Here is a 23554-nt window from a genome sequence, read left to right on the forward strand (position 1 = left end):
GTAGTTTTGCGGGCATGGTTCTCAGGCCCCGGTGAATTCGCGGATGTGCCCCAGCAACTCTTCTTCCTGGAACGGCTTGCCCATGAAGACGTTCACGCCCATATCAAACGCCACGTTCTTGTGTTTGTCGGCCGTGCGCGAGGTAATCATGATGATCGGGATGTGCTTGGTGCCATCATCGGCGCGCACGTTACGGGTCAGCTCAAAGCCATCCATGCGTGGCATTTCGATGTCGACCAGCATCACGGCCGGTGTCACATCCTGCAGCTGCTGCAGCGCATCGACGCCATCCTTGGCGGTCACCACCTGGAAGCCTTCGCGTGCCAGCAAGCGAGTCGTGATCTTGCGCACGGTGAGCGAATCGTCGACCACCATCACCAATGGCGCGGTGTGCAATTGATCCGGCGCAGCAGCGGCCTTCTTCTGCGTCGGCGCGATTTCGCCACGCGCAAACAGCGCCAGCGGATTCACGATCAACACGATGTCGCCGTTACCCAGCACGGTCGCACCAGCCACACCTGGCACACGGGCCAGCTGCGTGCCGATCTGCTTGACCACGACTTCCTGGTTCTTCACCAGGTGGTCGATATGCAAGGCCATGCGATCAACGCCGGAACGCAACAACAAGACGGTGGAGAAGCGTTTCTGCTCCGGCACCGACTGGCCATCACCAACCAGACGCGGGAAGTAGGCAAACGGGTACTTCCCGCCCAGCCATTCCTGCTCGCGGGCACTGTAGAGCCGCGCCAGCGCTTCTTGTTTCAGTTCCTGCACCTGCTCGACCATCACCGACGGAATCGCCAGCAAGCGCTCGCCGGCCTTGACCAGCAGCACTTGCGTGACTGCCAGCGTGAGCGGCAGGTGGATGGTGAACGTGGTGCCGCTGCCAACCGCAGAGGTCACATCCACGCGGCCACCCAGGTTACCGATCTCGTTCTTCACCACGTCCATACCGATGCCACGGCCGGAGATTTGCGTCACGTTCGATGCGGTGGAGAAGCCCGGCTCGAAAATCAGGTGCATCAGATCACGGTCGGTCGGCTCGCTACCCGGCGCGATCAGGCCGAGCGATTCACCCTTGGCGCGAATGCGCTCCAGGTTCATGCCGCGACCGTCGTCCTTCAGGATCACGACCAGTTCGTTGCCTTCCTGCCGCACTTCCACCACGACTTCACCGAACTCGGTCTTGCCAGCGGTGGCACGCTCTTCCACCGTTTCCAGACCGTGGTCGATCGCGTTGCGCAGCATGTGCTCGAACGGCGAAATCATTTTTTCCAGCACGCCACGGTCGATTTCGACGCGGCCGCCGCGGATTTCCAGGTTGACCTTCTTGCCGACCTCTTTACCGGTCTGACGCGTGAGGCGGTACAAGCGATCGGACACGCTGGAGAACGGCACCATGCGCACGCGCATCAGGCTCTGTTGCAGCTCCTTGGTCATCCGGTTCTGCGCGGTGAGCGCAGCGCTGGAATCGTCGAGGTTCTTCAACAGGTTGTGCTGAATGGTCGCCACGTCGTTCACGCTTTCGGCGATGAAGCGGGTGATTTCCTGCAGACGGGTAAAGCGGTCGAATTCGAGCGGATCGAAGTCCTGATGCTGGACTTCAAACTCCTTCACCCGCGCCTGCATCTGCGATTCAGCCTGGATTTCCAGCTCGCGCAGCTGGCCGCGCAGACGGGTCACGTTATCGGTCAGATCAAGCAGCGAGCCCTTGACCGCCAGCATTTCAGCTTCGATTCGCGACCGGGCAATCGCCACTTCACCGGCCTGGTTGACGAGTTCGTCGACCAGCTCGGAACGCACACGAATGGTGGTCTTGCCTTCGGCATCCGGCGCGGCCAGCAGCGGCTGTGCGGCGGTTGCGGTGGCGGCGACTTGCTCGGCACCGGCAGCCGGCTTGGCCGGTTTCTTGCGACCGGTCAGTTCGTCGTAGATAGCCAGAATCAAGTCGTAATCGGCTTCAAGCTCATCGAGCAGCGCCGGCCCCGGTACCTCAGCGGCACTGGCAAGCAGACGTGATTCCATCTCGTGCGTGGCTTCACCGATGCGCATCGCACCGGACATCCGCGCACTGCCCTTGAGGGTGTGTAGCGTACGTTTGAGCGTGTTCACCGCCGCCGGCACACCGTGCTCGCGCAGGCTGCGCAGCGCGTCGCCGATTTGCGGCATCAATTCATCGGCTTCTTCGATGAAGACCGGCAACAGCTGATCGTCGATTTCATCGACCACCGCGGCTTCAAGCTCGGTCTTGCGATCATTCAGCGAGAGGGGAATGGTCGCCAACAGCGCGGCAAGCGGAGACGCGGCCTCGGGGGCCGCAAATGCAGCCGGCGGCTCGGCTGCCTGGGCAGCCAGACTATCGCCCTTGGCTTGCGGCTCTTCTTCGGTCAGCAGCAGCTCGACCGCCTCGTCGCTCATCAGAAGCGTCTCAACCTCCGGTTCGGGTTCAGCCACCGCAGTCGGTTCAATCGCCGGCTCTACCAACAGTTCAGCAGCGAGGTCGGATTCGGCCGGCGGCAGATCAACCAGCTCGTGGAGTTCGGGGACGTCTTCTTCTTCAGATTGCTCGGATTGTTCGAGAAGGGGGGCCTCAACAACGGGCTCGGCGTGGGACTCAGGCTGAACGGGCGCCTCTGCGACGGGTTCATCAACCAGTACATCAAGCTCGGTCAGATCGAGGTCGAATGCCGGCTCGGCAGCGGTCGCCTCTTCCGTCAGTGTGCTGGCCACTGCCGGCTCGGCCGGTGCTTCATCAAGCGTGAGATCAAACCCTTCGTCGAGCGCATCCCCAGCGGCTTCGGTCGGCGCAGTCGGGATCACAAAGTCCGCTACAGGCGCGGCCGGCACTTCGGCCGGCTCGGCATCCAGCAGCTCGTCCGACAAGATGAGATTAATTTCATCAGGCTCGGCGGCGACTTCAACAGGATGCGGCGCAGGCGCTTCATCCAGATCAAGTTCGATCAGATCAGCCAGCGCGGCCAAATCCTCATCATGCACGGCGTCGTGCCCGGCAACCGGTTCAGCAACCGGTGCGGCGGCAACGCCATCGAGCATCGCCAGCTCATCAACTTCTGCCAAGGTGGCATCGGTCGCGGCGTGAGCTTCAGGCGCGTCGACGATCTGCTCATGGAGCGGTTCGGCATGCGGCGCGGCAACAGGCGCTTCCAGGCTGCCCAGATCGAGCGAGAAATCGATCTCTTCCAGTGGCTCGACATGCGGCAGCTCGGCCGGCGTGACGACTTCCTCCAGCTCCGGGTGATCAACCACCAGCTCGACCAGCGCTTCGCCGACGTCGATATTGGTTTCATCCAGTGCCAGAACCAGCGGCTCGTTTGCCAGCGAGACGAGTTCGCTCAGGTTCGGTTCCGGGCTTTCCGGCGGTTGCAAGGCGAATACGGTGCCCAGCATACGGTCGAGCTTGGCAACGGCACTGGTCAATTCACGCGCATGGCTGATGACGGAGCCCGGCGTTTTCCCGAGCTGCTGTACTGAGTGTTCGAGCGCATAGGCAAGCTCGCCAAGCGGGCGGAAGCCGGCGGTCGAGGCAATACCGCCCAAGGTGTGCGCAGCCAGTTCGAAATTGCCGGGCGGCACATCGCCGGCTTCGAGCACGTCGGCGCCCTTTTTCAGCGTGGCAACGTGGCGGGTCGCCTCGTCACGGAAGATGGCGAACAGGGTGCTGGATACCGTGACATCGCCAATCTGCACTTCATCGCTGACCGGCTCGGCCGACTCCGATGACGACGACGCGGTGTCGACTTCAAGCTCTTGCAAGGGCTCTGCCGGGGCATTGTCGAATTGGTGCCGCAGGGCTTCGGCACGTGCGGCCCAAGGCGCTTCATCCACCTGCGCACTACCGCTCTGCGCCAGCTCCTCCACCCAGCCGGCGAAGGCGACGTGCACGTCGCCAACCAACGCAAGCAAGGCATCGGCAGCAGGTTGTTCTGCCTGCAGCCATTTGTTCAGCGTCTGCTCGATGCCCCAAGCGACTTCGCCCAGCAGGTTGAGGCCGACCATGCGGCCGCTCCCCTTGAGCGTGTGGAAGCTGCGCCGCAGCACGGTGAGCGCTTCGCGGTCGTGCGGATTGGCGCGCAGAACGGCGAGGTTGTCGTCGATCGTGGCCAACACTTCGACGGCTTCTTCGAGGTAGACCTCCAGCAATTCGGCATCGACCGCCTCGTCGGAAGACGGCAACGCGCGCGGTGCCTCCACCGGTTCCGTCTCAACCGGCGCGGCAACGGCGGGCGGCGGAGCCAGTTCGGGCTCTTGCTCCAGCTCGGCCAGCTCCGGCACGGCCACTTCTTCAACATCGCCGCCCAACAGGCGGGCGAGGCTGGGCGCGAGCATGTCGCTGCCCTCATCCCGGCCTTGCGCCATGGCATCGATGTAGAAACCGAGGCTCGACAGCGCTTCGGCAAGCTCTTCCAGCTCAGCCGGCGGTGGTGGTGTTTCTTGGGCGGCATAGCGCTGGATGCGCTGCTGGCTGGCTTGCAACAACGCCACGGCGTCGTGCTTCTCCAGCATCATCAACGCGCCCTGGATTTGCCGCAGGCCCGGATCAAGCTGCTTGAGCGCAGCCTGCGTGCCCGGATCGCGGAAGTAGGCGTCGAGCGTCTCTTCTACCTGTTGCAGATTGGTGCGCATTTCCTGCGCCAACTGAGCCTGCAACAGCTTTTCCTGCGCTTCGCGGCTGACTTCATCCAGCTGCGGCGCATCCATCGTCGCCGCGCTCGGATCGGCCAGACGATGCGCCATCACTTCGGCTTGCGCGGCGAAGTCGGGCGAGCGGGTCGGATAATTGGCCAGGGCGTTGTCGGCCAATAGCAAGGCGGTGGCCATTTCCAGCGCATCGCCTTCGCTCACGCCAGCATCAGCGTAGCGCAGGCAGGCAGCGGACATCGCTTGCCACAGCGGTGCCAACCCTTCGATCTGCAAGGCAGCGGTGCGATCCGCCAGCTTGGTGACTTCAGCCTGCAAGGTCGGCAGGCGCTCACGCTGACCGGTCGCGACGCGCGTCCAGACTTCCTTGGCGGCGGAGAGTTCTTCACGCAACGCCCGTGCATGCTGTCGATTGCTTTCGTTCTCTGCCACCGCCTCGTTGGCGCTGACATCGAACAGCAAATCCGAGAGATCGAATGCGGTGCTGAGTTGTCCGGCCAGCGCGCTGCCGGAGTGATCGCTGGCAAGCGCGTAGAGCAGATCGCGGAACAAGCGCTCGGCGACCTTGGTCGAGCCGTCGGACAAGCGCCGCAGCTGCATATTGAGCCGCAGCAGCAGTTGTTTGAGATCGAGATCGAGCGGTGCGCGCGTCGGCAGCGTTTCCGCCACGGCCGAGGCCGTCCACCAGAAAGCCTTGGCCAGCCCTTGCGGTTGTACGGTGGCGATTTCGGCCAAGGCACGACCGAGTACGGCGGCAGCGGCCGGATCGTGATCGCGAATCCAGCGCAACAAGGCGGCTTCGAAACGGCGGCGTTGTTCACGCAGCCAGTTCGCCCACTCCCCCGGCCCGAGCGCGCGGGCCGGCAAGGACTTGGGCAACTCCAGCTCGGTCAACTGCGGGAAGAACAGCTCCGCGCCACTCTGACTGGCGCGGCGAAGCGCTGCCAGCTCGACAAAGCGCGGCAACAGCGCCATGGGCTGATTGGGTACATCCGCCACCAGGTCTTCGAGATAGCGGCCGGCCTCGGCGGTGGCGGCTTTGGCCTGCGTCAGCGCCGCGGGCGGGACTTCTTCACGGGCGACTGCGGCAACGACCTGTTCGACTTCTTCGACGAACCGGGCCAACCCGTCGAGACTGACCATCTGCAACGCGCCAGCGGCTTGGTGCAGGTGGGTCTGGGCATGCTTGAGCAAGGCGGTATCAGAGGCATCGGCAGGCGCGCTGGCATAACGGGCAAGCGCATCGGCCGCGCGCGCCAGTGTCTGCTCCAGCTCGCCTTTTACCCAGATCAGCGAGCCTTGGTCGAATTCGGTATGAACGCTCATGGCGGGGTCTCGCAAAGCGGGGGCTAATTGCCCCCGCAGTCTTTATAGATGGTCAGTTTGATCCGATGGGCGGCCCCAGCGGGCGATCAGGCGAGTTTGAAGCCCGAAACGGAGTCTTTCAGGTCTTGGGCGAGGCTGGTGAGCTGGCCGACGATCTGAGCCGATTGCTTGGTGCCTTCGGTGGTTTGCTCGGTGATCGACAGAATATCGCGCATCGAGGTGTTCACGCGGGCCGCCAGCTGGGTCTGATCTTCGGTTTCGTGGGCGATCGAATCAATCAGCTTCGCCAGTTCACGCGAGACTCGACCGATCTCGGTCAGCGCCTTGCCGGCGGCATCAGACAGCTTGGCCCCTTCCACCACACCCTGGGTCGACAGTTCCATAGCGGCCACGGCATCGTGCGTATCGGTCTGAATGGTCTTCACGATCGCGCCGATCTGCTTGGTGGCTTCGCCGGAGCGTTCGGCCAGTCGCTGCACTTCCTCGGCAACCACCGAGAAGCCTCGGCCGGCATCGCCGGCGGCGGCGGCCTGAATGGCGGCGTTCAGCGCCAGCACGTTGGTCTGCTCGGTAATGTCCGAGATCAGTTCCACGATTTCACCGATCTCCTGCGAGGATTCGCCCAGCCGCTTGATTCGCTTGGCGGTCTCCTGAATCTGTTCGCGGATTTCGCCCATGCCCTTGATCTGGTTCTGTACCGCCACCGCGCCTTGCTCGGCGGCGGACAGCGATGCCTGGGCCACGTTGGCGGATTCGGCGGCGTTGCCCGATACGCCCTGGATCGAATGCACCATGCGGTCGACGGCCGTCGTGGTGTCCTGAATTTCGTTGGATTGGCGTTCGGCGGCGGACAGGAGTTCGTTCGATACCGATTGGGCCTTGTCGGTAGCGCGGTTCACCTGCTCGGTCGCGCGGTTGATCCCGCCGATGAGGTTACGCAGCTCTTCAATGGTGAAGTTGATCGAGTCGGCGATGGCGCCGGTCAAGTCTTCCGTCACCAAGGCGCGTACGGTGAGGTCACCGTCGGCGAGATCGGACATTTCGTTCAGCAAGCGCAAAATGGCTTCCTGGTTCTTTTTGTTCTCGCCTTCGGATTCCATCCGGCGACGCACCGCTTCCTGGTTGAACACGCGGGACAGCAGGTAGGCGGACACCACGGCGATGACGATGAACGCGACTTCCAGCGCATTGGTCAGGAAGCTGCCAAAGCGGTTTTCGTAGCTGGCGGACAGTTCGATGGTATCGGTCAGCAGTTTGTTGGAGTCTTTCACCACGGCCTGATTGGCCAGGCGGGTGTTGACCAGCGGCTGCATGTTCTTCGAGAACGAGGTCACCACCACTTCGAAGTCGTGGAAAGTCGTCTTGATGTTGTTCAGCCGCTCGACCAGCGCCGAGCTGGACATGGGGCGGATCTGCAACGCATCGCTACCGTCGATGAAGCCGGCGATGATGTCGTTGAAGGTCGATACGTCCTTGCCGAGCAAGAACACCACTTCCGGGTTGATCAGCTCAGACGCCAGCATGGCGTTGGCGTTTTTCGCCATCCGCTGCGACAACATCGAGAGCTGGTTCGCGTATTCCAGTTCGCGGGTGTTACCACCTGATTCGCCCAGCAGCGATGCGAATTGCTGCGTTTGTTCCAGCAGCTTGGCATCGTTGGCGTTAATGTTGGAAACGCGCTTACCCACGTCGATCAAGGCGTCTTTTTGCTTCAGGATCGAATCAACCGTCGGGCGGCTGGGGTTCATGCGATAAGAGGCATTCCAGGTCTGTTCGATCGACTCGATCACCTCGCGGCTACCGCCACCGAACAGGCTGTGGCTGCCCTTGAGCTCGTTCAGATCGGTGTCGAAGTTCTGGAACGCCGATTCGAGAATCGGGAACGCATCCGCCTGCCCTTGCACCGCTTGCGTAGACGCGCGGGCAAGACGCTGCGACAACATCTGCATTTCGGTTGCGATCGAGCGGCGGCCGGCGTTGGTCGTGGTTTCCTGATAGGAAATCAAGGCGGTGGCGCCGAACAGGACCACCGAGACCGCCACGATGAGCGCCAGCAAGGCCATCTGTTGCCGCGCCGGCATGTGACCAATGAGCGGCAGCGGCTTGAGTGCAGCGGCGTCATCGGTATCCGGCAGGCGGATCTTTTCCAGAATCCAGGTGGTCTTGGTGGGCTCGTAGCCTTTTTTCGCTTCCGCTTTCGGCGCTTTGCGGCCAAACAACTTGGTGAGGCCGTCCAGTTTCAGTGCCATGGTTCGTCTCGCTCCCGATGCAATCTTATTTATTCAGTTATCTGTGTGATTTCAAACTGTGCCGGCTTGCAGAAACGCCGGATCAACCGCCAGCGCCGCGACGTCGAGCGCGAACCAGCGTTGCCCGCCTGCATCGCGCCAGCTACTGCTCGCGCGGGGATGCGGTGCGTCGTCCTGCTGTAAGTCAGCCAAGTGTTTGAGGCCGAGCATACGCTCAACCAGAATTGCGGAGTGCAGGATGTGACGCGGATGCAACAGCATCAAACGCGCCGCCTGACTCGTTTGCAGATCGGGGCCGCCGAAAAAGGCACTGGCATCCGACACGCTGACAAGATTGCCGCGGATGTTCGCCACACCCCTGAACCAGGGCTGGGCCAGCGGCACGCTGGACACCACGGGCACCGGCATCACCTCGGCCACGTCGGCCAGATCGATCAACCAGTTGTCGGTACCGATGCGAACGCCGAGCCGCGCGTCGACCTGCGCGGTCGCGGTGGCTGTTTTCAGGCGTTCAACCACGCCTTGCTGGTATTCCCGCAGACTGATGCGCTTGGCCATGGCCGGCTCCGGGGCGTAGGAAAGTGAGGGTGCGAGGGTTTAGAGCGCGGCGATCTTGGCCAGCAACTCTTGTGGATCAACCGGCTTGACGACGTATTCGACCGCGCCTTGACGCTTGCCCCAGACCTTGTCCGTTTCCTGATTCTTGGACGTGCACATGATGATGGGGATGTGCTTGGTCGCTTCGTCGCGGCTAATGGTGCGCGTGGCCTGGAAACCGTTCATCCCCGGCATGACGACGTCCATCAGGATCAGGTCTGGCATCAGTTCCTTGGCCTTGGCGACCGCTTCTTCGCCGGACTCTACGGTCAGGATCTGGAAACCGTTCTTGGTGAGCAACTCACCCAGGAAATGACGTTCGGTCGGGGAGTCATCGACGATCAGGATTTTCTTGATAGACATAAGGTGTTCCTCATTCTGCAAATTATTGACAGCGTAACGGCGCGAACGGGCCGAGCGCTAGACCTGCTTCACATGCGCGTCGACGGCAGAGAGCAGGCTGTCTTTGGTAAAGGGTTTGGTGAGGTACTCATCTGAGCCGACCATCCGGCCGCGCGCGCGATCGAACAAGCCATCCTTGGACGACAGCATGATGACCGGCGTAGCCTTGTAGCGCGGGTTTTTCTTGATCAGCGAGCAGGTCTGATAGCCATCCAGCCGCGGCATCATGACGTCGACAAAGATCACGTCCGGCTGATGATCACTGATCTTGGCCAGCGCATCGAACCCGTCTTCGGCCAGGATGACCTCGCACCCGGCCTGGCCGAGAAAAATCTCGGCGCTACGGCGAATCGTGTTGCTGTCGTCGATGACCATCACTTTTACGCCAGCGAGATTCGACATGAACTCCTCCAGATTATTTCGGCAGCGCGCAATCGTCACGCGACGACATGCTTTCCGCATACCTCTTTTTCGCGATCATACCGATTGAAAATTAAATAAGACAAGGCTGATGCGGGGCGTACGGGAATTCTCCTAGCGCTTGCCACATGAAACCTTACTTTCAGATCGTAGCCGCCGAAGCACGCAATGGCGAAAAGACAAAAAGAAACCCCGGCCCAAGGGGAAATCGACCGGGGTGTAATAGGCCCCGGCAATGTGGCCGGGGCACCCGCTCAGGGAGGAAAAGCGGGAGGTGCGGGGGCGCACCTAGCTCCTAGGATAGAAAGCCTCGCGCAAAGTTCAATGACATTTAAATACCGTCCGTCGTTTCATCTTGCTGATTCTGTTCGAATCGGATCGCATCAAACCAGGCGCCCACAACCGTTTCAACATTTTCCACGCCTTGCTTCTTCAGGCTGGAAAAGAGCTGCACCGTGACCTGCGGATCGTCGGCGAACTCCGCCTCGACTGCGCGCAGCGTCTTGATACGCTCTTGCGTGGTGAGCTTATCGGACTTGGTCAGCAGGCAATGCACCGGCTTGCCGGTTGGCCGGAACCAGTCGAGCATGCGGCGATCCAGCTCGGTGAGCGGCCGGCGCGAATCCATGATCAATACGAGACCGATCAGGTTTTCGCGGCCCACCAGGTACTGGCTGAGCAGCTTTTCCCAGTGCGCCCGCACCCGCGCCGGCACATCGGCATAGCCATAGCCCGGCAAGTCGACCAGCCGGCGCTCTTCGCCAAAATCGAAATAGTTGATATGTTGCGTGCGGCCCGGCGTTTTCGAGACGAAAGCGAGCCGCGTGTGATTGGCCAATGTATTGATCGAGCTCGACTTGCCCGCATTCGAGCGCCCGGCAAAGGCCACTTCGATGCCTTCGTTCGGCAGCATTTTCAGATCATTGACGGTGGTAAGGAATTTGAGTCCGCGAAACAGCGACATTGAGTGGTTCTCAGGGGTGCCGCGCGACAAAGAAGAGTCTGAATAAGACAGTACGCGGGCGAGTGGTTCGGCAGTATTTCTTGCAATATCTTTATTGCTATAGAATAGCAGGATTTGATTCATTAGCCGCCGACGAATCGGCGAATTTGCTTGGGAGAGCAACCTATGCAGCGCGCGTTCGTTACCGCACTGGCAGCAGCATTGACGATGATGGCATCTAGCGTATTTGCCGAATCCACCACCCCGGTGGCCAAGGGAGATCCAGCCAAGGGCAAGGAAATCGTCGAGAAGGTTTGCGCCGCCTGTCACGGCATCGACGGCAACAGCGCCGCGTCCGCCAACCCCAGTCTCGCCGGCCAGCATGCGGAATACATCTACAAACAGCTGACCGAATTCAAGGCGCAAAAGCGCAAGAATCCGGTCATGCTCGGCATGGCATCCACGCTATCCGATGCCGACATGAAAAACGTCGCCGCTTACTTCTCGGCGCAACAACCCAAAGAACGTGGCGCCTCTGACAAGACGCTGATCGACGCCGGCAAGAAGATCTACCGCGGCGGCATCGCAGCCAAGGGACTGCCAGCCTGTATGGCCTGCCACGGCCCGAGCGGCGCCGGCATTCCGGTGCAGTTCCCGCGCGTTGCCAGCCAGCACAGCGCCTACATCGATGCGCAATTGCGAGCCTTCCGCATCGGCGATCGCACCAACAACGCGCCAATGCAACAAGTCGCCGCCAAGATGTCCGATGCCGACATCAAAGCCGTGGCCGAATACATCCAGGCCCTGCATTAATATTCTCGCCAGCCGGAACCGGGTTCTGTTCACGGAACCTAACCCGGCCGCGAACGAACAAAGGGGCGGCCAACGCCCCTTTTCTACTTGATGACGACCCGACGCCTCCTTCCGTTTCACCGCGCGCTATACGAGCTTCTCTCCTCGATGCGCTTCGCGATCAGCCTGCTGACCGTGCTGGCCATCGCCTCGATCATCGGCACGGTGCTCAAGCAGAACGAGCCCTACACCAACTACCACTTCGAATTCGGCGACTTCTGGTTCTCGATCTTCGAGCCGATCGGCCTGTTCGATGTCTATCACGCCGGCTGGTTTCTCGGCATCCTCGGCTTCCTGATCGTCTCGGTCAGCCTGTGCATTTACCGGCACGTGCCGGGCATGCTGCGCGACATCAAGAGCTATCGCGAACGTGCCAGCTACAACTCGCTGCGGCTGATCCATCATCACGCCGAGATTGATGGCACGCCAGACCAAGCCGCGACCGAGGCTTGGCTCAAGCAGCATGGCTTCCGCTGGAAAACACGCACCGAGGACGGCGTGACGCTACTCGCGGCCAAGCGTGGCAGCTGGCAAAAACTCGGCTACTTCTTCGCCCATTCCGCCATTGTCGTCATCTGCATCGGCTTCATTATTGATGGCAACTTACCTTTGAAATTGCGCGAAGTATTCGGCGGCAAAGTCGCCGAAACCCGTGACCTGCCGCAAAGCCAGGTGCCGCCACACAGCCGGCTCGACGCCAGCAACCTCTCCTTCCGCGGCAATGTCACGCTATCGGAAGGCGGCGGCGGTGACGTCGTGTTCCTCAACGCCGGCAATGGCTATTTCGTGCAGGAACTGCCATTCGTCCTCAAACTCAAGCAGTTCCATGTCGAGCATTACAGCACCGGCCAGCCCAAGCGGTTTGCATCCGATATCGACGTGTTCGACCACGCCGGCAAGCTACTCAAGAGCGGTACGGTCGAAGTAAACAAACCGCTGATTGTCGATGGCGTGGCGATCTACCAATCCAGCTTTGGCGATGGCGGCTCGCCGCTGCAATTTGCTCGCTGGGATTTGATGACCGGTCAGCAGACGACCCTCGCCGGCCGCTCGCAATCAGAGCAACCGTTTCAGAACGGCCAAGAAAAATACACACTCGAATTCGGCGACCTGCGCGTTTTCAATATCGAGAACATGGGCAAGCTCGCGGCACAGACCTCGGCCGTCGCAGTCGATCAGTTCTCGCAAGCGCTGGCCTCGGCCCGCTCGGTGCGTGCCGAGCGCAACCTGAAGAATCTCGGCCCGTCGATCCAGTTCAAATTGCGCGACAGCGCCGGCCAAGCCACCGAATACCTGAACTACCTCGCACCATTCAACGATAGCGGCGCCAACTACCTGATTTCCGGTGTACGCCACGCGGTCACGGATCAATTCAGTTTCGTGCGCATGCCGCTCGACGACGATATGAAGCCGGATACCTTCCAGCGACTGCGCGCCACGCTGCTCGACCAACGCACCTGGCCGGAGATCGCCAAACGCACGGCGGACAAAGCCTTCAAGGATGGTGCATTCTCGGCCACCAACCGCAATCAGTTCGAGGCAGTGACCACCAGCGTGCTGCAGCAATTCGCCCAAGGCGGCTTCCCCGCGCTGGAGAAATTCCTCGTTGCCAAAGTACCGCAAGAGCAACGCCAAGGCATCGCGCAGACTTATCTGAAAATCCTGCAAGGCGCGACCGTCGATGCGATGGATGTCGCCCAGCAACGCGCCGGTCTGCAACCATTGCCGGTCGATCCCGAGCACTACCGCTTCCTGATGGATAGTCTGGTCGCAGCGAGCTCACTGTTCGACTACGGCCCGCAGGTTTACCTACAGCCGGTCGGCTTCACCGAAGTCAAATCGAGCGGCTTCCAGCTCACTCGCTCACCGGGCAAGAACGTCGTCTATCTGGGCTCGATCCTGCTGGTGCTCGGCATTTTCTGCATGTTCTACATTCGCGAAGAACGACTGTGGTTGCGCGTGGCCGACGGGCGTACGCTGCTCGCCATGAGCAGCAACCGCCGCAGCAGTGATTTCGACCGTGAATTCGAGCGCCACCGCACCGCGCTCCTGCCCGAAACCGGAGATTCCGCATGAACGCCACCGCCCAACGGCTAGCTGCCCGCAGCCCGTTCGACTTCATCTTCGCCCTGCTGGTGCTGATTGCCGGCGGCATCGCCTTCAGTCGCTACGGCAGCTTCATGGATTACTACGAGCAGGCCATCCTGATCGGCGCTGCCGGCGCAATGATCGGGCTGGGCTGGTTCTGGCCGGCGCTTCGCGTCTTTTTGCCGACGTGCGCTGCAATCGCACTGGCAGGCATTGGCCTTTACCACGGCGACCTTGCCCGCGCGCAGACCGCGTTCTGGCTCAAATACCTACTGGCCAGCCAATCGCTGGTGATGTGGATGTGCGTGTGCTTCTTCCTCGCCACCGCCATGTTCTGGCTTGGCGTGCTGCGCCGCTCGGAAACCGCGCTGTCCATCGGCTCCGGCCTCACCTGGGCCGCCGCGACCGCCGCACTTTCTTCGTCACTGGTGCGCTGGTACGAGAGTTATCTGATTGGCGCAGATGTCGGCCATATCCCCGTCTCGAACCTGTATGAAGTGTTCGTGCTGTTCTGCCTGATCACGTCGTTGATGTATCTGTATTACTCGGCACGCTACAAGGCACGCAGCATGGGCGCCTTCGTACTGCTGGTGATCTCGGCAGCGGTCGGCTTCATCCTTTGGTACACGTTCGACCGGCAAGCACATGAAATCCAGCCACTAATTCCCGCACTGCAATCGTGGTGGATGAAGATTCATGTACCGGCGAATTTCATCGGCTATGGCTCGTTTGCCTTGTCGGCAATGCTGGGAGTGGCGCAACTTCTGGCAACCCCATCGGCGCCACTCAAAAAAGAGACAAAGATCGTCGGCTATTTGGCCGCTACCGTGCTAGTAGCAATCGCCGTTTGCCTCCAATTAAAAAGTAGCGAATGGTTTCCACAAAGCGGTCCGGTCGTTGCTATCGGCAGCTTCCTTCTCTTCGCCGCCGTTGCAATTCTCGGCATCGCCCTAAACAGAGGCGTGTTAAGTGCATTCCCGCTAAACCCGGACATACTTAGCGAGATCAGCTACAAGGCAATTGCTTTAGGCTTTTTGTTCTTCACCATCGCGACAATTCTGGGCGCAGCTTGGGCCGCCGACGCATGGGGCGGATACTGGAGCTGGGACCCAAAGGAAACCTGGGCGCTAATCGTTTGGCTCAACTATGCAGCTTGGCTGCATGTCCGACTGGTTAAAGGATGGCGCGGGGACATCTTGGCTTGGTGGGCTGTTGTGGGACTACTTGTAACTACATTCGCCTTCCTAGGCGTCAACATGGTTCTCTCCGGCCTGCATTCTTACGGCGGACTATAAAACCCATCTGCCTTACCAACCCGGAAAGCCCTTGTTTACAAGGGCTTTTTCTTTTTGTGTTCGGGTTTACCCGTACTATTCAATTTGCATATGCTGTCTTAATCTGTAACAAGCATCTGGTATGGGGGCTTAGTAAATGGACAGCGTGATCTATCAAAAAACCGACAAGGGCCAGCGCGAACTCACCGAGCGCACGCTGCAAATCACACCGCGCTTGCGCCAGTTGCTGATCGTGATCGACGGCAAACGCACGCAAGGCGAATTGCAGCAGATGTCGGCCGGGGCAGACCTCACCGATCATCTCAACCGCCTGCTCGACCTACATCTGATCGAAGTCCGCTCAGGCAATCCCCTGCTCAATCCAGCAACACCGGTCATCGCGGCAAAATCCAATGCTCTTGCGCCGGATCGTCTTGCCGCCATTCGCAAAGTCATCCATGCCTGTAGCCAGCAATATCTCGGGGAACAGTGGGCGGAACGCCTGGATGCGGCATTGCTCGGGGCACGTAGCGCCGGCGAGCTGCAGTCCGCCGTCGATGACTGCCTGACCGCGTTGCGACGCTCCGGCCACCGCGGCGTGGCGGACACCTGTCAGCGCGAAGTGACGTCCGCGCTCTCGGCCTGATCCACTCAAACCGAGCGCAAGCAGAACCACTTTGTGGCAGAGCAAGCAGCTGGAAAGGCCCAATTGCCTTTTCCCGCGCTCGCCCTACTGATTTGCCATAGAATATGACGCTTGCGTTTCGATGCAATAAAAACCGGGGGAAGCTCAATGCAAGGCGTCGTGTATCGCAAGACCCAGCAAGGCTTGGAGGAGATGATCAACCGCTCCAGCGGGATCTCCGTCAAGCTCCGGCAGTTGTTGATCCAGATCGACGGCATCAAACCGGTTGCCTCGCTGGTCACCCCGCTGGAGGGGCGCGAACTGGTGCAAGGCTTGATGGCGCTGGAGTGGGATGCGCTGATCGAGAAAGTACCCGGCAGCGTTGCGACATTCGCCCCCGCCCCAAGCAACACCCCTGCTGCGGCCCCGGCACCAGTGGCTTCCCCTGCGCTTCCGGCCGGCGTTCAAGCCGTGAGCTCCGGACAGCTCGCCCGCATTCAACACATTCTGTATGTCACCAATCGCACCCATCTGACCGGCGAACTGGATGAATGGCTGGAGACCGTCGTACCACGCGTGAAGGACACACAAGCCTTGGGCGACTGTCTCGATCACTGGGAAAGGCGCATGAACGCCAAGGGCCAAAGCGGCATGGCGCGCACCTACAAAGCGCAGATCATCGCCATCTTGCAGGGATAATGCGGCAACCTCTTAAGCCGTTAAGCGATCAAAGCCACCGCGATCGCAGCCTCTAGCGCCGCCCAATCAGGCGGCGTTGCTGCATCGACGATCACTTCGAAACGCGAATCCCGGCGGTAGGCCGATACCGTTGCGCCGGGCATGCCATCCACCCAGTCGAAGCGATACCAATCGCGTTCGGTGTGGAACACCCCCTTGGCACGAGACAACCCTTGCAAACCCAATGCAACCGGATCGCTCAATTGCTCGAACAGCGCAGCCAAGGCAGCCGAATGGAACATGGCATCGGGCGGATAAATCCAGCCGCAGCTGTGCGAACCAAGACTGGATTGGGTTTTGCGGATCGGCCAACTGACTGGCTCCGCAACAACATCCCGACTTTTCCTGCGCGGTGCCAGTGATGTTTGCGCCGCCAAGCCATGTTGATGCGGCTGCGGCGCATCCGGCCAACGACTGGCATCGAGCGCCAGATCCAGCAACGCTGCGTCGAATGCGCCCTTCACTGCAGTAACGACAGCAAGCTTGGGCGGGAACAGCGCGTCACCCAGCTTCAACGCGCGATCGATCTGAACCGCTTCGGCCAGATCGGCTTTATTCAGCACCAGCACATCGGCCAATTCAATCTGATCCCGCCAGGTTTCGTTGCCGGTATAGCGCGAATCATCAAGATGGCGTGGATCAAGCAGGGTGACTACCGCGTGCAATTCGTAGGCACTTGCCACCATCGGATCACGCAGCAGATCAACGATGCCGGCCGGATGGCCCAAGCCGGACGGTTCGATCAGCAACCGATCCGGCCGCTTGCGCTCTATTCCGCCCTTGGCGATCTTGCCCAGCGCTACGCGTAACATCGGGCTGGTGGTGCAGCAGATACAGCCGCCGGGGACTTCGGCGACTTGCACCGCATCGCCGCCGTCGCCCGACAGCGTCGCACCATCGATGCCGACTTCGCCAAATTCGTTGACCACCACCGCCCAGTATTCATCGGCCGGCTTATCGGCCAGCAATTTCAGCAGCGCCGTGGTTTTACCGACACCGAGAAAGCCGGTCACGAGATTCACGGGGATTTTTGCGTTGGTTTCAGCCACGTCACTTCAGCCAGTTGAGGATGGGAGCCCATTGCGCGTAGTCGCGCTCAAAGCGCGGTTTGGGCAGATCAAATAAGGTCAGGCCACGGGGCTGCAACTGCACGTACAGCTGCGTATCCCGAATCTGCGTCAGTACCGGCAGATCGAATTCGCGCAAAAAGGCATCGAGCTGTTTGGCCGCCTGAGTACGCGGATTCACCCGCATCCCCACCACGGCAACTTCGACCTGGCCTTTGCGCACGGCTTTTTCTTCCGCCAGCAGCCGGAAGAAATCCGCGCTGGCCCACATATCGAATGCGGCCGGCTGCACCGGCACCAGGATACGGTTGCTGACTTTCAGTGCCGCTTCCAGCCGTTTGCCATGCAAACCGGCCGGGCTATCCAACACCGCGGCAGTCGTCTCTTTGGGAGGCTTGGCGGGCTCGCCGTCCTTGACCTCCCAACCGGTGATGGTCGGATAACGATCGGGGCGTAACGCCAGCCAGCGCTTCGCGGAATGTTGCCGATCCAGATCGCCCAACATCACCCGCTCGCCTTGCCAGGCCCAATATCCAGCGATATGGGCAGCCAGCGTCGATTTGCCGCTACCGCCCTTCGGATTGGCGATCAGGATGATTTTCATGCGTCGGGGGACGCCTTGTGCGGACGCTTCTTCGTGTCGTCGGTATGCAGCAACTGCATTGCCGCGCCCATCTCCCCCGCCAATAGTTTGGGAACGATCTGATGCGCACGCGTGGTCGCATCGATGATCGCTTCGTATTCTTCCTTGCGCGGCGGCTTGAGCACCCAGTTGATCACTTCGTTGCGGTTGCCGGGGTGGCCGACACCGATCCGCAGTCGCCAGAAGTTCGGCGTGGAAAGATGCGCCTGGATGTCCTTCAAGCCGTTATGCCCGCCGTGCCCACCACCTTGCTTGAGCTTGATCTGGCCAGCCGGAAGATCGAGCTCGTCATGCACAACGAGAATCTCGTCCGGCAGAATCTTGTAGAACTGCGCCAACGCCACCACAGCAAGGCCACTCTTGTTCATGAAGGTCTGCGGCTCGAGCAGCCAGACATCATGGCGATCAAGGCGGGCTTTGGCGGCAAGGCCGTGGAATTTGGCATCGTGCCGTAGCGTTGCGCCGCCATCGCGGGCGAGTTCATCCACCCACCAGAAACCGGCGTTATGCCGCGTATCGGCATATTCCGCCCCGGGATTGCCGAGGCCAACAATGAGCTTGATCTGAGACATGCGTGTGCAGTTGTGGAGTTGATGTCGAGGTCAGGTTGCGATTATCGCACGGACAAGAAAAAACCCGCCGGGCCGAAGCCGGGCGGGTTTTCACGGAGCAAGACAGGCTTAAACGGCCTTGGCACCGTTCAGGCTGGCAACCGCCAAGTCTTCACCACGTGCCAGAGCAGTCAGCTCGACGCCTTCTGGCAGCTTGATGCTGGACAAGTGAGCGATAGCGTGGCCAGCGTTCAGGATGGACAGATCAACAGTCAGGAATTCCGGAATCTTGGTCGCAACGCAACGCACTTGGACTTCGTTCAGGATGTGGCTGATCGTGCCGCCTTGCAGCTTCACGCCTTCGGACTCTTCAGCACCAACGAAGTGCAACGGCACACGCAGCTCAACCTTGGTGGCATCGCTCACGCGTTGGAAGTCAACGTGCAGCACCAGTTGCTTGAACGGGTGGTAGTTGACCGCACGAACCAGCACTTGCTCGACGTTGCCATCAACCGACAGCTGAACCAGCGAAGTGTGGAAAGCCTCTTCCTGCAGTTTGTAGTACATGCTGTTATGGTCGAGGACCACGGCCACCGGGGCCTTGTCACCGCCATACACGATGCCCGGGAGCTTGCCGGCATTACGCAGGCGGCGGCTCGCACCGGTACCCTGCTCCGCACGGGCTTGGGCTTCAATTTGATAAGTCATGATGTAACTCCATTACTTCTTAGATACGCAGGCCACCCGCGACCAGACTGACCTGCGATTCCGGGACGAATTTCCCGTGAATACTTAAGAAACCAAGTATCGATCAATCCACGAATAGTGTGGAAACCGACTCTTCGTTGTTGATTCTACGCATCGTCTCAGCCAGCAATTCGGCGATGGAGACGGTGCGGATGCGTTGCGAACCACGCGCCATATCCGGCAGCGGGATCGTGTCGGTCACGACGACTTCGTCGAGATCCGATTGCAGAATACGCTCGACGGCAGCGCCAGACAGAACCGGGTGCGTGGCATATGCCATCACTCGCTTTGCACCATGCGCCTTGAGCGCTTGCGCGGCCTTGCACAGGGTATTTGCGGTATCGATCATGTCATCGATGATCACGCAGGTACGGTCTTTGACGTCACCGATGATGTGCATCACCTCGGCCACATTAGCCTTCGGGCGACGCTTGTCGATAATCGCCATATCGACGTTCAGCTGCTTGGCCATGGCACGGGCACGCAGTACGCCACCCACGTCTGGCGACACGACCATCAAGTCTTGATAGTTTTGTGCGCGGATATCGGAGAGCAGTACCGGCGTCGAATAGATGTTGTCGACCGGGATATCAAAGAAGCCCTGAATCTGGTCGGCATGTACATCGACGGTGAGAACACGGTCCACACCAGCCACTTGCAGCATGTTGGCCACGACTTTGGCCGAGATCGGCACACGGGCGGAGCGCGGACGACGATCCTGGCGTGCATAACCGAAGTACGGGATCGCAGCGGTGATGCGGCCGGCAGAGGCCCGCTTCAGCGCATCGACCATCAGCATCATTTCCATGATGTTGTCGTTGGTCGGCACACAGGTCGATTGCAGCACGAAGACATCGCGACCGCGTACGTTTTCGAGCAACTCGACTGTCACTTCACCATCGGAGAACCGGCCAACCGTAGCACGGCCGAGCGAGATATCCAGATGATTGACCACGTCTTCGGCAAGCTTGGGGTTAGCATTGCCAGTGAACACCATGAGGCTGTCGTAAGCCATTTCCGAACCCTGAAAAAACGAAAAGCGTGTAACGGGCGTACACGCTTTTCTATCTTCGAATTGGCAGGGGAAGAAGGATTCGAACCTTCGCATGTCGGAATCAAAATCCGATGCCTTAACCAACTTGGCGACTCCCCTATCGAATCGCTTATGGACTAGTCCACAGCTAACTCGTACAACGGATGACGACTGATTGCCTTGGCAGCAAATCCGGTCGCCCCGTCAGGAAGCCGAGATATTACATGGACGATTTCGGTTTGTGAAGCATCAAATGCAAAAAGACATGCACCAGAGCCAGTCATGCGCGCAGGCAGCGTTTGGCCCAGCCACTCACGCACCGCGGCGATTTCAGGAAACAGCCGGCAAGCGACCGGCTCCATGTCATTGCGAACTGCTGCGTAATCAATATCTTGCGCAGCAATCGGTGGCGTATCGCGCACCAGGTCATCAGCCTTGAAGATGGCGGGCGTCGGCACATGCACGCCGGGATGGACGACTGCGAACCAACCAGCCGGCGTCTCGACTGGCGTCATGATTTCGCCGATCCCTTCAACAAATGCATTGCGGCCATAGATAAAAAACGGCACGTCGGCCCCGAGCTTGAGGCCAATATCCATCAATCGCTGCCGGGACAAGCCAAGTTGCCAGAGCCGGTTCAGCGCCAACAGGACGGTGGCGGCATCGGAACTACCCCCGCCGAGTCCGCCCCCCATTGGCAGCCGCTTGGTAATGCCAAGATCAACGCCCAACGAGCAACCCGTCTCAGCTTGTAGCAGTCGCGCAGCACGCACGATCAGATCGGATTCAGCCGGCACATCAGGGAGTGGATTGTGGTGCATCACCTCGCCATCGGCACGAACGCGCAGGTACAGCGTGTCGCCATAATCGATCAGCTGGAACACCGATTGCAGCAGGTGATAGCCATCCACACGGCGGCCGACGATATGCAGGAACAGATTGAGCTTGGCCGGTGCAGGAAATGCCTGCCAGCCAGCAAGATCGGAAAACACGGGATTGGAAGACATCAAGGCCAGTCGGTGATGGCGATGCGCACGTCGAGTGCGTCGCGCTGCAAATGGAGTTGTTTTGGAAAACCTTGGGCGGAGACATTGTTCAGCGCTACGTGCCACCCCGCCTGGGTAAAGCCTCGCCCGGTCGTAGTGTCTGTGTCGCCGTCATCGAGCACCGGCAAGACGGGAGCCGGTCGTCCTTCGATCCACCAGCGCAACGGCGTAACCGGGATCGCGTAGCCGGTGGTCTCTTCCAGCAGCGAATCCGCATCGGCCGCCTGGGCAGTACGGCCGTTAGGCAGCCGGACTTCGGCCTCATCGGGACTAAACGTGAGTTGGGCTTGCGTCTCCCCGAGCGGACTACCCAGTTCGACTTCAACTCGTTCGCCACTGCGCCGCCAGCGGAAGTTGGCGGTTTCGGACACGGTCTTGCCGTTGATTTCGCCACGAACCGCGAGGCGGCCGTTGGCGGCGAAATCAGTTCCAGGCGCTTTCACCGGTGGCGCGGCGCAGCCGGCAATCAACGTGATGCCGACAAGCGCCATGCCAAGCCCAAACCGCATCAGCGAATACCCAGGCGCTTGTTGGTTTCTTGCAGCGAATCGTTCGCGGGATCGATCTGCAGGGCCGCGTCATAGACCTTGCGCGCCGTTGCCTTGTCGCCCAATGCCCACAGCACTTCGGCGTAGTGCGCCGCAATCTCCGGGTCGTCCATCAGGCCATGCGCGCGGGAGAGCAGGTCACGCGCCTCCTTGAGCTTGCCTTGGCGGAAACGCAGCCAACCAATGCTGTCGATGATGACCGGGTTATCTGGCTCCTTGGCAATAGCGGCCTCGAGCAGCTTGGCCGCCTCTTCCAGCGCCCGATTGCGATTGGCCAGCGTATAGCCCAGCGCATTCAGTCCTTGCACGCTATCGGGCTGCAATTCGAGCATGCGACGCAGGTCTTTTTCTGCAGCTGCATCGTTATCCATCAAATCGGCGACCAGCGAGCGGTCATAGAGCAGATCCGGGTTGTCCGGGGTTGCGAGCAAACCGTCGGAGAGCACCTGATAAGCCTTCGGATATTGCTTGGCTTCGCGCCAGATCTGCGCATTGAGCTGGATTTTTTCGACTTTTGAATCGTCATCACTCGTAGCTTGGGCGTCCAGCAGTGCCAGCGCCTCCTGGACACGGCCGGCTTTTGCCAACAAGCGAATACGACGCTGGTCGGCAAAAGGCTTCATCTCACCCTCGACCTGTTCGTACAAGCCCAACGCCTCGTCGCTGCGATGACGCTCTTCGGCGATCTGCGCCATGTAGAAACGCAGATTGCTCGTCGGTGTCGGCGCAATCTTGATGGCGGCACCCAACCGCTTATCAGCGGTTTCCAGATCGTGCATTTGCAGGGACACAAGGCCGGAGCCCACCAACGCCTCGAGGTTTGTTGGCTGCTGTACCAACACCTGTTCATAAAGCACGCGGGCTTCGGCAAAACGTTTTTGTGTCACCAGCTCTTTCGCCAGCGACGCCTGCAGCGAAACCAGCTTGGGATGGCGCTTTTGCGCTGCTTGCAGATAGTCCAGCCGGTCTTGTTCGGGCAGCAACTGCGCGTGGTAGAGCACCGGCGCTTCCCAATTCGGCTTGAGCGCTTCGGCCTTATCCAGCAGCTTGAGCGCCTCATCGGTCTGGCCGACATTGGCGAGCGCTACGGCATGGGCAAACTGCGCTTCGCTCAACTGCGGATAGGGTGCGGTCAGCTCTTCGGTCAGTTTCAGCACCGCATTGCGATCGGTGCTTTTGTCCCACAACAGGTGCAACTGGGCAAAGAAAGGCGAGATTTCCTTGGGCTGCGCCTGCAGCAAGCTTTCCAGATAGGGCTTGGCTTCGTCCAGTCGGTTGGCCCGCAACAACAGGCTGAGCATCACTTGCTTGGCGGGCTGGGATTCTGGCGCGGCATCGATCCAGATTTGCGTATCCTCGCGGGCAAGACCGAGCTGGCCAGTGCCGATCGCGACTTCAGTCGCACGCTTGGCGACGCGAGGATCATGGGTGCGCTTGGCGAGATCATGCCAAGTCTGCGCAGCAAGCTGGCCGCCGCCACGTTGCAATGCAATATCGCCGACCAGGAAGCGGATCAGCAATTCATCGCTAAGCTCGATCTTGGGCAGGTTGGTGAACTTGTCGTCGTCATCGCTCGCCTGGTCGTTATCAACCGCGGCGGGTGCGCTCGCGACCGGCACAGCAGCCACCGGCTTGGCCTGCGGGGCCGGCGCCGTCGAGCAACCGCCGAGCAGCCAGGCTAGCGCCACGCCGACTCCCGCAAGACGCAAAGACAAGGGAATCGGCTTCAAGGGGGTCATGCAGGCC

General features: G+C 60.3%; 19 protein-coding genes and 1 tRNA gene. 5 read left to right on the plus strand and 15 right to left on the minus strand.

The window, feature by feature from the left end:
- Nucleotides 1–21: 21 nt before the first annotated feature.
- The 6 genes from BR41_RS14170 to yihA all read right to left on the minus strand — a co-directional run bounded on the left by BR41_RS14170 (nt 22) and on the right by yihA (nt 10617).
- A complete protein-coding gene (locus tag BR41_RS14170) occupies nt 22–5985 on the minus strand; it encodes an Hpt domain-containing protein (RefSeq protein ID WP_035057920.1) in 5964 nt (1987 codons plus the stop codon).
- An 86-nt stretch (nt 5986–6071) separates the two neighbouring features.
- Complete coding sequence (locus BR41_RS14175) at nt 6072–8234, minus strand: methyl-accepting chemotaxis protein (RefSeq protein ID WP_035057923.1); 2163 nt, start codon at nt 8232–8234, stop codon at nt 6072–6074.
- Between the two features lie 51 nt (nt 8235–8285).
- The gene (locus BR41_RS14180) at nt 8286–8792 is read right to left on the minus strand and encodes a chemotaxis protein CheW (protein WP_035057926.1); all 507 of its coding nucleotides are present in this window, start codon (nt 8790–8792) and stop codon (nt 8286–8288) included.
- Nucleotides 8793–8831: 39 nt separating this feature from the next.
- The gene (locus tag BR41_RS14185; protein ID WP_035057929.1) at nt 8832–9194 is read right to left on the minus strand and encodes a response regulator; all 363 of its coding nucleotides are present in this window, start codon (nt 9192–9194) and stop codon (nt 8832–8834) included.
- 57 nt (nt 9195–9251) lie between these two features.
- Nucleotides 9252–9635: a response regulator gene (locus BR41_RS14190; RefSeq protein WP_035057932.1), complete on the minus strand. Its 384-nt coding sequence runs from the start codon at nt 9633–9635 to the stop codon at nt 9252–9254.
- Nucleotides 9636–9984: 349 nt separating this feature from the next.
- On the minus strand, nt 9985–10617 hold the full coding sequence (yihA, locus tag BR41_RS14195; protein WP_035057935.1) for a ribosome biogenesis GTP-binding protein YihA/YsxC: 633 nt from the start codon (nt 10615–10617) through the stop codon (nt 9985–9987).
- A 165-nt stretch (nt 10618–10782) separates the two neighbouring features.
- Here yihA and BR41_RS14200 point away from each other — a divergent pair, with 165 nt between their 5' ends.
- The 5 genes from BR41_RS14200 (at nt 10783) to BR41_RS14220 (ending at nt 16134) form a co-directional block, all read left to right on the plus strand.
- Nucleotides 10783–11409, plus strand: coding sequence for a c-type cytochrome (locus tag BR41_RS14200; protein WP_035057938.1), 627 nt, complete (start codon nt 10783–10785; stop codon nt 11407–11409).
- A gap of 147 nt (nt 11410–11556) precedes the next feature.
- On the plus strand, nt 11557–13524 hold the full coding sequence (locus tag BR41_RS14205) for a cytochrome c biogenesis protein ResB (RefSeq protein ID WP_245615908.1): 1968 nt from the start codon (nt 11557–11559) through the stop codon (nt 13522–13524).
- On the plus strand, nt 13521–14831 hold the full coding sequence (ccsB, locus tag BR41_RS14210) for a c-type cytochrome biogenesis protein CcsB (RefSeq protein ID WP_035057944.1): 1311 nt from the start codon (nt 13521–13523) through the stop codon (nt 14829–14831). The genes BR41_RS14205 and ccsB overlap by 4 nt, the downstream gene beginning before the upstream one ends.
- Nucleotides 14832–14967: 136 nt before the next feature.
- Nucleotides 14968–15456: a hypothetical protein gene (locus tag BR41_RS23030; RefSeq protein WP_051710988.1), complete on the plus strand. Its 489-nt coding sequence runs from the start codon at nt 14968–14970 to the stop codon at nt 15454–15456.
- A 147-nt stretch (nt 15457–15603) separates the two neighbouring features.
- Nucleotides 15604–16134 (plus strand): hypothetical protein, encoded by a 531-nt coding sequence (locus BR41_RS14220; RefSeq protein ID WP_035057947.1) that lies wholly within the window; start codon nt 15604–15606, stop codon nt 16132–16134.
- Nucleotides 16135–16154: 20 nt separating this feature from the next.
- Here BR41_RS14220 and BR41_RS14225 read toward each other — a convergent pair whose 3' ends face one another.
- From BR41_RS14225 to BR41_RS14265, 9 genes are all read right to left on the minus strand, one after another.
- Nucleotides 16155–17195 (minus strand): CobW family GTP-binding protein, encoded by a 1041-nt coding sequence (locus BR41_RS14225; RefSeq protein WP_169741307.1) that lies wholly within the window; start codon nt 17193–17195, stop codon nt 16155–16157.
- 28 nt (nt 17196–17223) lie between these two features.
- Nucleotides 17224–17844 carry a nucleotide-binding protein gene (locus tag BR41_RS14230; protein ID WP_035057950.1) on the minus strand — a complete coding sequence of 207 codons (621 nt, stop codon included), beginning with the start codon at nt 17842–17844 and terminating at the stop codon, nt 17224–17226.
- Nucleotides 17841–18455 (minus strand): aminoacyl-tRNA hydrolase, encoded by a 615-nt coding sequence (gene pth, locus BR41_RS14235; RefSeq protein WP_035057953.1) that lies wholly within the window; start codon nt 18453–18455, stop codon nt 17841–17843. The genes BR41_RS14230 and pth overlap by 4 nt, the downstream gene beginning before the upstream one ends.
- Nucleotides 18456–18563: 108 nt before the next feature.
- Entirely contained in the window at nt 18564–19142 is a 579-nt protein-coding gene (locus BR41_RS14240) for a 50S ribosomal protein L25/general stress protein Ctc (RefSeq protein ID WP_035057956.1), read from the minus strand.
- Nucleotides 19143–19245: 103 nt separating this feature from the next.
- A complete protein-coding gene (locus BR41_RS14245) occupies nt 19246–20196 on the minus strand; it encodes a ribose-phosphate pyrophosphokinase (protein ID WP_035057959.1) in 951 nt (316 codons plus the stop codon).
- A 61-nt stretch (nt 20197–20257) separates the two neighbouring features.
- Nucleotides 20258–20334: transfer RNA gene (locus BR41_RS14250), tRNA-Gln, on the minus strand.
- Between the two features lie 17 nt (nt 20335–20351).
- On the minus strand, nt 20352–21221 hold the full coding sequence (gene ispE / locus BR41_RS14255) for a 4-(cytidine 5'-diphospho)-2-C-methyl-D-erythritol kinase (protein WP_035057962.1): 870 nt from the start codon (nt 21219–21221) through the stop codon (nt 20352–20354).
- Complete coding sequence (gene lolB / locus BR41_RS14260; RefSeq protein WP_035057966.1) at nt 21221–21769, minus strand: lipoprotein insertase outer membrane protein LolB; 549 nt, start codon at nt 21767–21769, stop codon at nt 21221–21223. The genes ispE and lolB overlap by 1 nt, the downstream gene beginning before the upstream one ends.
- Nucleotides 21769–23496, minus strand: a complete 1728-nt coding sequence (locus BR41_RS14265; protein WP_051710991.1) for a tetratricopeptide repeat protein — start codon at nt 23494–23496, stop codon at nt 21769–21771. The genes lolB and BR41_RS14265 overlap by 1 nt, the downstream gene beginning before the upstream one ends.
- Between the last annotated feature and the right edge of the window lie 58 nt (nt 23497–23554).

This window comes from Andreprevotia chitinilytica DSM 18519 (genome assembly GCF_000711875.1).
GTDB classification, from domain to species: Bacteria; Pseudomonadota; Gammaproteobacteria; order Burkholderiales; family Chitinibacteraceae; genus Andreprevotia; species Andreprevotia chitinilytica.